Below are 12,415 nucleotides of genomic sequence, written 5' to 3'. Positions count from 1 at the left end.
CGCCAGCACGTCAGCTTCCCTTCTGCGGGACGACCTGGAAGTACACGGCCGTGACGATGAAGTTCAGCGCGAAGAGCAGCATGAAGGTGATCACCACGCTCTGGTTGACCGCGTCGCCGACCCCCTTGGGGCCGCCCTTGGCGGTCATCCCCTTGTACGAGGCGACCAGCGCGGCGGCAGCACCGAACAGCAGCGCCTTGACCTCGCCGACCATGAGGTCGGGCAGTTGCCCCAGGGCCTGGAAGCTGGCCAGGTACGCGCCGGGCGTGCCACCCTGCAGGACCACGTTGAACAGGTAGCCACCGGTCACCCCGACCACGCTGACCAGGCCGTTGAGCAGCACGGCGACCAGCATCGAGGCGAGCACGCGGGGCACCACCAGGCGGTGGATGGGGTCGATGCCCAGCACCTGCATCGCGTCGAGCTCCTCGCGGATCTTCCGCGAGCCCAGATCGGCGCAGATCGCCGAGCCACCCGCGCCGGCGATGATCAGGGCGGTGACGATCGGCCCGGCCTCACGGACCACCGCGAGCACCGACGCCGCGCCGGTGAACGACTGCGCGCCGAGCTGGCGGACCAGCGAGCCGAGCTGCAACGCGATGACCGCGCCGAAGGGGATGGAGACGAGCGCGGCGGGCAGGATCGACACCGAGCTGATGAACCAGGCCTGCTGGATGAACTCGCGGACCTGCACCGGTCGGCGGCCGAGGCCGCGCAGGGTGTCCAGGCAGAACGCGAAGAACTCGCCGGTGTGGCGTACGGCGGTGACCGGTCCGCTCATCCGGTCACCTCCGGCCCGTCCCCGGCCGGCGGTCCCTGCAGCGTGACGGTGGGCGCCCCGGTGTCGCGTGGCCCGGCGAAGGAGCCGGGTGGCGGCGTGACGCCGCGCTCCCGGCACCACTGCCCGGGTGGACGCTCGGCGGCGCGGGGCAGCCCGTCCGACGGCGGCAGTTGCAGCGGGATGGGCGGCAGCGGTGGCAGCTCCACACCGGCGTCCGCCTCGGCTCGCAACTCCTCGGCGTCCTTCTCCTCGGCCATGCCGATCGGTCCGTAGCGCTGGGCGTTGAGGAACTGCCGCACCACCGGCTCGGTGCTGGACAGCAACATCTCCCGCGCCCCGAACATGGCCAGATGCCCGTGGTAGATCAGACCGATGTTGTCCGGCACCGTGCGTGCGGTGTTGATGTCGTGCGTGACGATCAGAAAGGTCGCCCCGGTCCGCTGGTTGAGGTCGATGATCAGTTGGTTCAGGTACGCGGTACGCACCGGGTCCAGCCCGGAGTCGGGCTCGTCGAAGAGGACGATACGAGGGTCGAGCACGAGCGCGCGGGCCAGGCCGGCTCGCTTGCGCATCCCACCGGAGATCTCCCCGGGCAGCTTCCGTTCGGCACCGACCAGGCCGACCATGTCGAGCTTCTCGGTGACCACCTCGCGGATCTGGGACTCGGACTTGCGGGTGTGCTCCCGCAGCGGGAAGGCCACGTTGTCGTAGATCGTCATCGAACCGAACAGGGCGCCGTCCTGGAACAGCACCCCGAACAGCTTGCGCACCTCGTACAGCGCCCGCTCGGAGAGCCGGGGCAGGTCCCTGCCCTCGATCCAGATCGACCCGGCGTCGGGGCGGAGCAGCCCGACCAGGGTCTTGAGGAACACCGACTTGCCGGTGCCGGACGGGCCGAGCAGCACGGATATCTCGCCGGCCGGCAGAGTCAGGCTGACGTCCGACCAGACCGGCTGGCCACCGAAGGACTTCGTCAGCCCCTGCACCGCCACCTCGACGCCCATCCACCCTCCCTTCTCGGGTCGCTACCTGAGACATCGCGGCGGTACGGCCGGGCGTAACAACTTCTTTGCGCTACGTGGACAGCACGCAAGGTGAACTAGGCAAAGTGGCGTACGCCTCGATAGCGTGCGGTTAACCCGCCGGTAACGAAGGTGCCTCGCGTCCCTCATGACCACAGCGATCGAGCCAGAGCTCGTCCACCTGGCCGCCCACGGCGATCAGGCGGCGGTCGCTGCCCTGCTCACCAACCTGCGGCCAGGCCTGGTCCGCTACTGTCGGGCCCGGCTGGGCCGCGTCGGTGGCGCGTACACCACCGCCGACGACGTCGCCCAGGAGGTCTGCCTGGCGGTGTTGAAGGCCCTTCCCCGCTATCGCGACGAGGGCCGACCGTTCTCCGCGTTCGTCTTCGCCATCGCCGCGAACAAGGTGGCCGACGCCCAGCGCGCGGCGGTCCGCGGCGCCGCCGTCACCGACGCCGACCTGGAGCAGGTGGACACCGCACCCGGGCCGGAGCAGCAGGCCGTCGCCACCGATCTGGCCCGCCGACTCTCGGTGCTGCTGCACCGCCTCCCGGACGTCCAGCGGGAGATCATCACTCTGCGGGTGGCGGTCGGTCTCACCGCCGAGGAGGTCGGCTCGATCCTCGGAATGTCGGCGCCGGCCGTACGGGTGGCCCAGTCCCGTGCCCTGTCCCGGCTCCGTACGCTTGCCGGCGACGGACTTGACGAGGTGGCGGCATGAGCGAGCCCCGGCCGGACGGCGGCGAGGAGGTGGACCTCGCCGCGATCCACCGCGACGACCTGCTCCTCGACGCGCTCGGCCGCGGCGAGCAGGAGGCCGACGCCGACGATCTCACGACGATGCTGGCCGCCTGGCGTGCCGACGTCGCCGCCGACCAGCCGGACACCGTGGTCGGCGGCCCGGTCCACGTCGACCCGCCACCTCCCGACAGTCGGGTCCGGACGCTCCGGACCGGCACCCCCACCGCCCCCGCATCCGGCCCGCCCCGGTGGCGACCGTCCGGGCGGCGAGCCCCGGGGTTGGCCGCCGCCGTGCTCGCCGTGCTCATGCTGGCGACGGGGCTCGGGGTCGCCAGCCACGACGCCGGGCCGACCAGTCCGTTGTGGTCGCTGACCAGGGTGCTCCATCCCGAGCGTGCGGAGGTACTCGCCGTCGAACACACCACCGCCCGTGCCCGCGAGGCCCTCGCGGCGGGACGGTACGACGAGGCCCGGGAGCTGATCGACCAGTCTCAGCGGGACCTCGGCCGCGTCACCGATCCGACCGACGCCACCCGCCTGCGCGCCGACATCGATGCCGTCCAACGGGACCTGGCCGCACACCAGTGCCCCGGCTGGCCCCGCTGCGCAACGTCCCCGGTGGCCCCGACGCCGTCGCCCGCGGTGTCGACCGCCGCCGCCCCCGAAACGTCCGGCGCCCCGGCACCGGGCAGGACGACGCCGCCGCCACAGCGTCCCGCGCCGGCGCCGACGTCCACCGCCAACCCGACGCTGCCCCGACTTCCGCTACCGCCGGTGCCGCTCCCGGAGGTGCCGCTCCCGTCGGTGTTGCCGTCGCTACCCGACCTGCCACTGCCGACCGGCGACCTGCTCGGTTGACCGGCAACCGCCCCGCTAGCCGCCGGGCCCCGCTGCCAGGTCGAGCAGCGCCGCGACCGCCTTGGCCACCCGCCGCTGCCGGGTCTCCGGGGTCTTCGCGCCTTCGACGGCCAGCACGTGCTGGCGTTGCCTGGAGTACGACAGCGCCTCGAACTGCCGCCTGGCTCCCGGCTCCGCGTCGAGTGCAGCGGCCAGATCCGGCGGAACGTCGACCACCCGCGGCGCGGTGTCCAACTCCAGGTCGACGTCGATCTCCTCCCCCGCCGCGATGCCCGCGCCGGCACGCACGTCGGCGGCGACGGGGAGCATGCACTGCCCGCCGTAGACGGCCACCGTGCTCCGGTAGGTGTAGCCGTTGATGGTGACCGTGACCCGCGGTTTCTTGCCGGAGCCGAGGGCCTGCACGATCTCCGCCGGCACCGTCATACCGGTGGCCGTCTTGCCGCCGAGGAACAGCGTCGTACGAAATCTCATGTCGAGGACACGAGACCCAGGCAGGGACGATGTTCGCCAGTTGCCGCACCGGTTTCCGGCACACTCTCCCATTCCAAGCGGCGACGGTGCTTTTGTGAGCAACCATCACCGTCTTGCGAGAAGACACCTGGACGAGTCATTCCGGAGGGTAACGGCGCAGACGGCCGGCCAGAATGCGAGGACCGGACTCGCTTTCGCCAATCCGACCGGTGCCAGCCGTGCTGACGATTACGTTCGTTGACGTGACCGACTTTCGGTTTGCCGCCGTGACGCTCAGCGCCATGCTGATTCTGCCCGCCGTGGCGATTCCGCCACCGATGCGGGCCTCAGCCGCGCCGTACGTGCCGTGCCCGGCGGTGAAGCCGCCGACTCCGCCGCCCACCACACCGTCCCCTCCACCGGTCGACCCCGCTGACCGGGCGGTCGGGGGACAGTCGCTGGCGACGGCAGGACTGGCCATTCCCGTGGGTGCGCCGATGGCGCCGGCACTGACCGCCACCTCATGGCTCGTGGCGGACCTCAACAGTGGCGAGGTCCTGGGCGGGTGCGGCCCCCACGAGCGCCGAACGCCGGCCAGCGTCCAGAAGTTGCTGCTGGCAGCGTCCCTGATGCCCCGCCTGGATCCGACCCAGATGGTCGAGGTGACCGGGGCGGATCTGCGCGATCTCGACCCCGCCAGTTCGCTGATGGGAGTGACCGTCGGTGGCCGGTACTCCATCGAGAGCCTGTGGCTGGGGTTGCTGCTCACCTCGGGGAACGACGCGGCCAACGTGCTCGCCCGGGTCGGTGGCGGCGGTGCGGGCAGACCGGGTGGAGTCGAGGCGATGAACGACGAGGCACGCCGGTTGCGCGCGAACCAGACCCATGCCGCGACGCCGTCGGGCCTGGACGGCCCCGGCCAGTACACCAGCGCGTACGACCTCGCGCTGATCGCGCGGGCCACGTTCGCCCGGGAGGACTTCCGGCGGTACGTGGCTACGCGGGCGGCACAGATACCGGCGCAGCCGAGAAACCCGGCATTCGTCATCATTCACGACAACACGCTGTTGGGCCGCTATCCGGGGACGCTCGGGGGGAAGACGGGCTTCACCGACCTGGCTCGGCAGACGTACGTCGGTGTGGCCGAACGCGACGGTCGACGGCTCGCGGTGACCCTGCTCGGAGCGGAGACTGCGCCGCTGGGGAGCCTGGGAGAGGCCGCGGCGCTGCTCAACTGGGGCTTCGCCCTGCCTCGCGACGCCTCCGTCGGCCGGCTGGTGACACCCGAAGAGAAGAAGCACGACAGCCCCGACGTCCCCGTCAAGGGCGAGCGCCCTGTCCCCGCCGCGGAATCCTCGATCTCGGTGACCACCGGGCTGGGCCTCGGCGCTGCCGTCGTGCTGGCCGTCCTGGTGCTGGCGACCCCGTGGCGGCGCAGAGTTGCACGGCAGGAAGCCGGCCGACAGTAGGGAGCCGATGCCCCCGCCGCGTCAACTGGCGTGCGCGGCGACGCGACGAACGACTGTCACAGGTTGTGGCGGTCGTCGGCCGGCAGGTGCGGGGGCTCCGGAGGCTCCGGGGCCTGGTCGGGCTGACCCAGCTGCGCGACATGGGTCGGGTCGAGGACGCGGGAGAGGAACGAGCGGGTGCGTTCGTGCTGCGGAGCGCCGAGCACCTCACGCGGCGGCCCCTGCTCGACCACCACGCCGCCATCCATGAACACGACCCGGTCGGCGACGTCCCGGGCGAACGCCATCTCGTGGGTGACCACCAGCATCGTCATGCCGTCCTCGGCCAGCTTGCGCATGACGGTGAGCACGTCGCCGACCAGTTCCGGGTCGAGGGCGGAGGTCGGCTCGTCGAAGAGCATCAGCTTGGGCTCCATCGACAGCGATCGGGCGATGGCAGCGCGCTGCTGCTGCCCGCCGGAGAGCTGCGCCGGGAACGCTCGGGCCTTGTCGGTCAGGCCGACCCGCTCGAGGTTGTCCCGCGCGATCCGCTCGGCCTCGCCACGGCCGCGGCGGAGCACCCGACGTTGGGCGATGGTGAGGTTGTCCAGCACGGTCAGGTGCGGGAAGAGGTTGAACGACTGGAAGACCATGCCGATGCCGCGGCGTACGGAGTCGATCTCGACGTCCGGGTCGGTCACCTCGACACCGTTCACCCAGATCTTGCCGGCGGTCGGCTCCTCCAGCAGGTTGACGCACCGCAGCAGCGTCGACTTGCCGGACCCGGACGGCCCGATGATGCAGACCACCTCGCCGTGGCCGACCTCGAAGTCGATGCCCTTGAGCACTTCGAGCGGCCCGAACGACTTGTGCAGATCGCGGATCTCGACGGCGGGCCGAGGTTGGGTAGTCGTCATGCGGGTCACCGAGCCTTGGCGTAGCGGAGTTCGAGGCGTCGTACCACCTGGGACAGGGGCAGGGTGATGGCCAGGTAGGCGAGGCCGGCCACCAGCAGCGGGGTGGCGTTCACCCGGTCGTTCAGCATGTCGCGGCCGAACTTGGTGACCTCGATGGTCTGCGCCGTCACGCCGAGCACGTAGGCGAGCGACGAGTCCTTGGTGAGCAGGATGAGTTCGTTCGTCAACGGCGGGATCACGATCCGGAACGCCTGCGGGATGACGATGGTGCGCATCGCGGTGAAGTGCGACATGCCGAGGGTGCGCGCCGCCTCCATCTGTCCCTTCGGCACGGCCTGGATGCCGGCCCGGATGGTCTCGGCCATGTACGCCGCAGCGGTCAACCCCAGACCGATGGCGATCGAACCGAACACGCCACCCGGAATCTCCCGCTCCGGGAAGGCGATCGGAATGCCGTACCCGACGAGGAAGAGCACCAGCAGGGCGGGCAGGCCGCGGAACAGCTCGATGTACGCCGTCGCCACCCAGCGGTACGGAGCCACCCGGGACAGCCGCATCAGCGCGAGGATCGTGCCGAACACGAGGCCGAAGGCGAAGGCGCCCAGCGTGTAGAGGATCGTGTTGCGCAGCGCGACGGTGATGATCGTCGGGAACATCGACTCGATGATGTCGACGCGGAAGAACGCCGCTCGCAGCCGGCCCCAGTCCGCGGCGTAGATCGCCACGGCGATGACGGCGATGAAGGCCAGGTACTGGAGCCAGAGGGACAGCCGCTCCCGTTGGCGGCGTCGCAGCTTCACGTTCGTCGCTCCTTGCGTTCCCGGAGGTTACCTACGCGGAGGGCGCGCGAGACGCGCGCCCTCCGACTCTGAACGTCGATCACGCGCTCGGACGCTTGCCGATCCACTTCTCGTAGATCGTGTCGTACGAGCCGTCCTGCTTGGCCTTGGTCAGCGCCTCGTTGATCTTCTTGAGCAGTTCCGGGTTGCTGTCCTTCTTCACCGAGAAGCCGTACTGCTCGCCGGTGTCGAACTCGGCCGCGACCACGAAGCCGCCCGGGTTCTCCTTGAGGTACTCGGTCCAGACCGGGAGGTCGTTGATGGCGGCCTCGACCTGACCGTTGGAGACGGCCTGCTGCAGGGCGGCGAGGTCCTCGAACTCGACGAGTTGGAGGCCCTTCTCCTGCTCGAACCTCCGGGCGTAGTCACGGCCGGTGGTCGCCGCCTGGACGCCGAGCTTCTTGCCCTTGAGGTCGTCGAGCGACTTGTAGGGCTTGCCGGTCTTGACCAGCATCGCCTGGGTGGCGTCGAAGTAGGGGTCGGAGAAGTTCATGACCTTCTGCCGTTCCTCGGTGATCGTCATGCCGGCGGCGGCGGCGTCGCACTTGCCCGTGTTCAGGTCCTGGCCGGACTTGATGCCCTCGAACGGGGTGTCGACGATCGTCTGCTCGACGCCCAGGTCCTTGGCGACCAGGTCCATCAGGTCGACGTCGAACCCGACCACCTTGCCGCTGGCATCCTTCGACTGGAACGGCGGGTACGGCAGGTGGGTGCAGACGGTCAGCTTGCCCGCCTGGACCAGCTTGACCCCGTTCGCCTGGGTCTCTCCCTCGTCCTTCTTGGCGCATCCCGCGCTCAGCGACAGGGCGGCGATCGCCGCGACGAGGCCGGCCTTGCGGGCTGCGCTGTGAAACCTCACGGCTGTATCCCTCCGGTTCGGCTCCCCGTGCGGGCGGGCAGCCAGGGTTAATGCGAAGACTGTGACAGGCGACGCTACCTGATCCGACAAGCCGTACCTAGATCACGTCGAGTCGTTGTGAGCAGTGCTGCAGCCGTCACGGTCGGTACACCCGACAGTCGGCACGCAACCGGACGGCGGGGTCCAATTCGCCGCCTACCGTCGCTGTTCTGCCGGGACGATCACCACGTGCAGGTGCCGGGGGCCGTGGACGCCCTCGACCCGGCTGAGTTCGATGTCGCTGGTGGCGGACGGGCCGCTGATCCAGGTGAGCGGCCGGTCCGGGTCGAGGCGCGTGAGGGCGTCCGGCACCCCGGCGACGACCTGATCGGTACGCAGCACGCAGACATGGACGTCGGGCAGGAGCGTGATGAGCCGTCTGCCCTGGGCCGGGCCCGCGTCGAGGATGACGGTCCCGGTCTCGGCGACGGCCACCGCCGCGGCGGTGACCACCCCGTCGGCCGCGTCGACCTGGTCTCTCGGGAGATCGTCGTCGGTCAGCACCTCGACGGTGTCGGGCAGCCACTGTCGGGGCAGCCCCGGCGGGACCACGACACGTCGGCCACCGAGGATCGCGTCGACGACCCGCGCCACCTCGCCGTCGGAACAGCGGTGCACGGTGGCCCGGTAGTCGGTGAGCCGGTGCACCAGGACGTCCAGGTCCACGGCACCGCCGGCCGGCCGGTAGTCCCGCGCCACGTCGCCAGGGGTGGTCGGGGAAGGGCCGAGAGCGGCACGGAGGCGGCCGAGGATCAACTCGCGGGAGGTCATCGTTGCGCCCACCATTCGCGGAACGTCTGCGGCGGCGGCTGCGGTAGGTCGCGGCCGATGGTCCAGCCGGACAGCGGCGGGGGAAGACCGGCACCTCGCCGGCCGGCGAAGCGGGTGACCCGCGAGGCGCGCTGCGCGGCCTCGTACAACGGCGGATGGTCCATGGTGTACGCGGCGGCGGCCATGGTGACCGCCTCGGCGCTCGGCAGGCGATGCTCGCTGCGGTGGGCGGCCGTGTGCTGGGCACGAAGGTGCACCAGGATCGACGGGATGTCGATCATCACGGGGCAGGCGTCGAAGCACGCGCCGCAGAGCGAGGAGGCGTACGGCAGGGAGGCGTTGTCCTCCACGCCGGTCAGCTGCGGTGAGAGCACGGCGCCGATCGGCCCGGGGTAGACCGAGCCGTACGCGTGCCCGCCGGTGCGCTCGTAGACCGGGCACACGTTCAGACAGGCGGAGCAGCGGATGCAGTGCAGCGCCTGACGGCCGACCTCGTCGGCGAGGACCGCGCTGCGGCCGTTGTCCAGCAGCACGAGGTGGAAGTCCTGCGGCCCGTCGCCGGGCGTGACACCGGTCCACATGGAGGTGTACGGGTTCATCCGCTCCCCGGTGGAGGCCCGGGGCAGCAGTTGCAGGAACACCTCGAGGTCCGTCCAGGTGGGGATGACCTTCTCGATGCCCATCACCGTGATCAGGGTGTCCGGGAGGGTGAGGCACATCCGGCCGTTGCCCTCGGACTCGACCACCGCGAGGGTGCCGGTCTCGGCCACCGCGAAGTTCGCACCGGAGACGGCGACCCGGGTGCTGAGGAACGTGCGGCGCAGGTGACGCCGGGCCGCCGCCGCCAGGATCGCCGGCTCGTCGGTCAGCGCCGGGTCGACGCCGGGCATCTCGCGCAGGAAGATCTCGCGGATCTCCGCCCGGTTGCGGTGGATCGCCGGTACCAGAATGTGGCTGGGCTTGTCCCGCCCGAGCTGGACGATCAGCTCGGCGAGGTCGGTCTCCACCGGTTCGATGCCGGCGGCCTCCAGTGCCTCGTTGAGGCCGATCTCCTGGGTGGCCATCGACTTGACCTTCATGACCCGGTCACTGCCGGTGGCCCGGACCAGGTCGGTGACGATCCGGTTGGCCTCGACGGCGTCGGCGGCCCAGTGCACGGTGCCGCCGGCGGCGGTGACCGCCGCCTCCAGCTGTTCCAGCAGCTCGGGCAGGCGGGCCATCACGTCGGTCTTGATGGCCCGGCCAGCCTCGCGCAGCTCCTGCCAGTCGGGGACCTCGCCGATCACCGCCGCCGACTTCGCGCGGATCGTGGCGGTGGCGTGGCCGAGGTTGCGGCGCAGTTGGGCGTCGGCGAGGCTGCGCCGCGCCGCGACCGGGAAGGGCTCGTCGCCGCGCAGGTGCCCGACACCGCGCGGCGCGGTGGCCGGCATACCGAGGAAGGTCTCGCTCACGCCGTCACCCCGTCCCGCTGCGCCTGCTCGGCCGGGCGCCCGACGGGCTCGGTGCTGGCCAGGATCTCCGCGAGGTGCACGGTCCGTACGCCGGCACGGAGCCGGGACAGGCCACCGCCGATGTGCATCAGGCAGGAGGCGTCCCCGGCGGTACAGACGTCGGCCCGGGTGGACAGCACGTGGCGCATCTTGTCGGCCAGCATCGCCGTCGAGGTGTCCGCGTTCTTCACGGCGAACGTGCCACCGAAGCCGCAGCACTGCTCGGCCTGCGGCAGCTCCACCAGGTCCAGGCCGCGGACCTGGCGCAGCAGCCGCAGCGGCTTGTCCCCCACCCGGATCATCCGCAGCGAGTGGCAGGTCGGGTGGTACGTCACGCGGTGCGGATAGAAGGCGCCCACGTCGGTCACCCCGAGCACGTCGACGAGCAGCTCCGACAGCTCGTACGTGCGTCCGGCGACCTCCTCGGCCCGACTGGCCAGGCGCTCGTCGCCAGCCCTCCGGGCCACCATCGCGTGCTGGTGCCGCACGGAACCGACGCACGAGCCGGACGGGGCCACCACCACGTCGTACGGCGCGAAGGTCCGCACGTGCCGGCGGACCAGGCGCAGCGCGTCGTCCGGATAGCCGGTGTTGATGTGCATCTGCCCGCAGCAGGTCTGATCCTGCGGAAAGACGACCTCGTGACCGAGCCGTTCCAGCAGCCGCACCGTCGCCTTGGCCGCCTCGGGGAACAGGGTGTCGGCCAGACAGGTGACGAACAGGGCTATTCGCATACTCAGTCCTCCCATCCGAGGCGCCGGGCGGCGGCCCGCCAGGCCGCCTGGGTGGCGCGTGGCTCGTACCGGACGATCTGGTGGGTGTCGCGCAGCACGGCCCGCAGCGCCGCCAGGTCGCCGCCGACGACGCCGAGGGCGCGGGCCTGCACCAGAACATTACCCAGCCCGGTGGCCTCGACCGGCCCGGCGAGCACGGGCAGGCCGCAGGCATCGGCGGTGAGCTGGCACAGCAGGTCGTTGCGTGCGCCGCCGCCGACGACGTGCACCGCGTCGACGTGCCGACCGGCGAGCAGTTGCGCCTGGTCGACGGCGCGCCGGTGCGCCAGCGCGAGGCTGTCGAGGATGCACCGCACGGTTGCCGCCGGGGTGTCCGGCACCGGCTCTGCGGTGCGGCGGCAGGCGTCGGCGATGCGCGCGGGCATGTCGCCCGGTGGCAGGAACGCCGCGTCGTCCAGGTCCACCACGGAGCGGAAGGCCGGTTGCCGGGCCGCCTGCCGGAGCAGGGCGGGCAGGTCCGTAGTGCCCCAGCTGCGCAGCGATTCCTGAAGTGGCCACAGGCCCATCACGTTGCGCAGGTAGCGGATCGTGCCGTCGACGCCGGACTCGTTGGTGAAGTTGGCCCGCCGGCTCGCCGCGCTGAGGACCGGTGCCTCGAGTTCGACCCCGACGAGGGACCAGGTGCCGCAGGAGATGTAGGCGAAGTGCTCACCCGCCGCCGGCACGCCCACCACGGCGGACGCGGTGTCGTGTGACCCCACCGCCACGACGGCGGGCTCTCCGGGCAGGCCCAGCGCGGGCAGCACCGGGCCGATCAGCGTGCCCGGCTCACGCAGTGGCGGGAACAGCTCGCCGCGGATTCCCGCGTCGGCCATCAGGTCGGTCGCCCAGGCTCGGCGGCGAAGGTCGTACAGCTGGGTGGTGGAGGCGTTGGTGACCTCGGCGCCGATCTCGCCGGTGAGCCAGTACGCGATGAGGTCCGGGATCAGCAGCAGGCGGTGCGCCATGTCGAGCTGTGGCGTACCGGCCGCGGCGACGAGCTGGTACAGGGTGTTGAACGGCAGGTGCTGCAGCCCGGTCGTGGCGTACAGCCGCTCCTGGCCCAGCTGCTTGGCCACCCGGTCGCCGACGCCCTCGGTGCGACCGTCCCGGTAGTGCACCGGGTTGCCGAGCAACGCGCCCGTCGCGTCGAGCAGCCCGTAGTCCACGGCCCAGGTGTCGATGCCGATGCTGGCGACGGGGCCGGCGGCACGCAGGCCGTCGAGGACGCCGCGGTACAGCGCCAGGACGTCCCAGTGCAGGGTGCCCGCCACCTGCACCGGATCGTTGCGGAACCGGTGCGCCTCGGTCAGCTCCAACCGTCCAGGCTCGACGCGGGCGGCCATCACCCGGCCGCTGGAGGCGCCCAGGTCCACGGCTGCGAGGTGCACGGGCCCGTTCCCCACATCGTCCTCCTTCGCGGT

General features: G+C 71.2%; 13 protein-coding genes. 3 read left to right on the top strand and 10 right to left on the bottom strand.

The features are described 5' to 3' along the window. Positions 1 to 10: 10 nt before the first annotated feature. Both KBX63_RS24355 and KBX63_RS24350 read right to left on the bottom strand, forming a co-directional pair. Complete coding sequence (locus KBX63_RS24355) at positions 11 to 781, bottom strand: ABC transporter permease (RefSeq protein ID WP_210914795.1); 771 nt, start codon at positions 779 to 781, stop codon at positions 11 to 13. After that, entirely contained in the window at positions 778 to 1,785 is a 1,008-nt protein-coding gene (locus tag KBX63_RS24350) for an ABC transporter ATP-binding protein (protein WP_210914793.1), read from the bottom strand. Before KBX63_RS24350 ends, KBX63_RS24355 begins: the two co-directional genes overlap by 4 nt. Positions 1,786 to 1,951: 166 nt before the next feature. Here KBX63_RS24350 and shbA point away from each other — a divergent pair, with 166 nt between their 5' ends. Both shbA and KBX63_RS24340 read left to right on the top strand, forming a co-directional pair. Then, a complete protein-coding gene (gene shbA / locus KBX63_RS24345; protein WP_210914789.1) occupies positions 1,952 to 2,524 on the top strand; it encodes an RNA polymerase sigma factor ShbA in 573 nt (190 codons plus the stop codon). Then, on the top strand, positions 2,521 to 3,402 hold the full coding sequence (locus tag KBX63_RS24340; RefSeq protein ID WP_210914783.1) for an anti-sigma-D factor RsdA: 882 nt from the start codon (positions 2,521 to 2,523) through the stop codon (positions 3,400 to 3,402). Before shbA ends, KBX63_RS24340 begins: the two co-directional genes overlap by 4 nt. Positions 3,403 to 3,417: 15 nt before the next feature. Here the strand turns inward: KBX63_RS24340 and KBX63_RS24335 are convergent, their stop codons facing one another. Beyond that, complete coding sequence (locus tag KBX63_RS24335) at positions 3,418 to 3,876, bottom strand: YdeI/OmpD-associated family protein (RefSeq protein WP_210914782.1); 459 nt, start codon at positions 3,874 to 3,876, stop codon at positions 3,418 to 3,420. 281 nt (positions 3,877 to 4,157) lie between these two features. On the opposite strand from KBX63_RS24335, the gene KBX63_RS24330 reads away from it, so the two are divergent. Next, complete coding sequence (locus KBX63_RS24330; RefSeq protein ID WP_210914905.1) at positions 4,158 to 5,324, top strand: serine hydrolase; 1,167 nt, start codon at positions 4,158 to 4,160, stop codon at positions 5,322 to 5,324. Positions 5,325 to 5,380: 56 nt separating this feature from the next. On the opposite strand, the gene KBX63_RS24325 is transcribed toward KBX63_RS24330, so the two are convergent. The 7 genes from KBX63_RS24325 to KBX63_RS24295 all read right to left on the bottom strand — a co-directional run bounded on the left by KBX63_RS24325 (position 5,381) and on the right by KBX63_RS24295 (position 12,397). After that, positions 5,381 to 6,220 (bottom strand): amino acid ABC transporter ATP-binding protein, encoded by an 840-nt coding sequence (locus tag KBX63_RS24325; RefSeq protein WP_210914781.1) that lies wholly within the window; start codon positions 6,218 to 6,220, stop codon positions 5,381 to 5,383. 5 nt (positions 6,221 to 6,225) lie between these two features. After that, the gene (locus KBX63_RS24320) at positions 6,226 to 7,020 is read right to left on the bottom strand and encodes an amino acid ABC transporter permease (protein ID WP_074311141.1); all 795 of its coding nucleotides are present in this window, start codon (positions 7,018 to 7,020) and stop codon (positions 6,226 to 6,228) included. Between the two features lie 79 nt (positions 7,021 to 7,099). Next, positions 7,100 to 7,918, bottom strand: coding sequence for a basic amino acid ABC transporter substrate-binding protein (locus KBX63_RS24315; protein WP_210914778.1), 819 nt, complete (start codon positions 7,916 to 7,918; stop codon positions 7,100 to 7,102). A gap of 195 nt (positions 7,919 to 8,113) precedes the next feature. Next, positions 8,114 to 8,728, bottom strand: a complete 615-nt coding sequence (locus tag KBX63_RS24310) for an LUD domain-containing protein (protein WP_247662994.1) — start codon at positions 8,726 to 8,728, stop codon at positions 8,114 to 8,116. Further along, on the bottom strand, positions 8,725 to 10,158 hold the full coding sequence (locus tag KBX63_RS24305; protein ID WP_210914902.1) for a LutB/LldF family L-lactate oxidation iron-sulfur protein: 1,434 nt from the start codon (positions 10,156 to 10,158) through the stop codon (positions 8,725 to 8,727). The genes KBX63_RS24310 and KBX63_RS24305 overlap by 4 nt, the downstream gene beginning before the upstream one ends. Positions 10,159 to 10,175: 17 nt before the next feature. Next, the gene (locus KBX63_RS24300; protein WP_210914769.1) at positions 10,176 to 10,952 is read right to left on the bottom strand and encodes a (Fe-S)-binding protein; all 777 of its coding nucleotides are present in this window, start codon (positions 10,950 to 10,952) and stop codon (positions 10,176 to 10,178) included. A 2-nt stretch (positions 10,953 to 10,954) separates the two neighbouring features. Further along, on the bottom strand, positions 10,955 to 12,397 hold the full coding sequence (locus KBX63_RS24295; protein ID WP_307871814.1) for a rhamnulokinase family protein: 1,443 nt from the start codon (positions 12,395 to 12,397) through the stop codon (positions 10,955 to 10,957). Positions 12,398 to 12,415 lie beyond the last annotated feature (18 nt).

Origin of the sequence: Micromonospora sp. U21 (genome assembly GCF_018070045.1) — a bacterium.
GTDB lineage: Bacteria > Actinomycetota > Actinomycetes > Mycobacteriales > Micromonosporaceae > Micromonospora.
The sequence above is the reverse complement of the archived record's forward strand: the minus strand, read 5'-3'. Positions and strand labels throughout refer to the sequence as shown.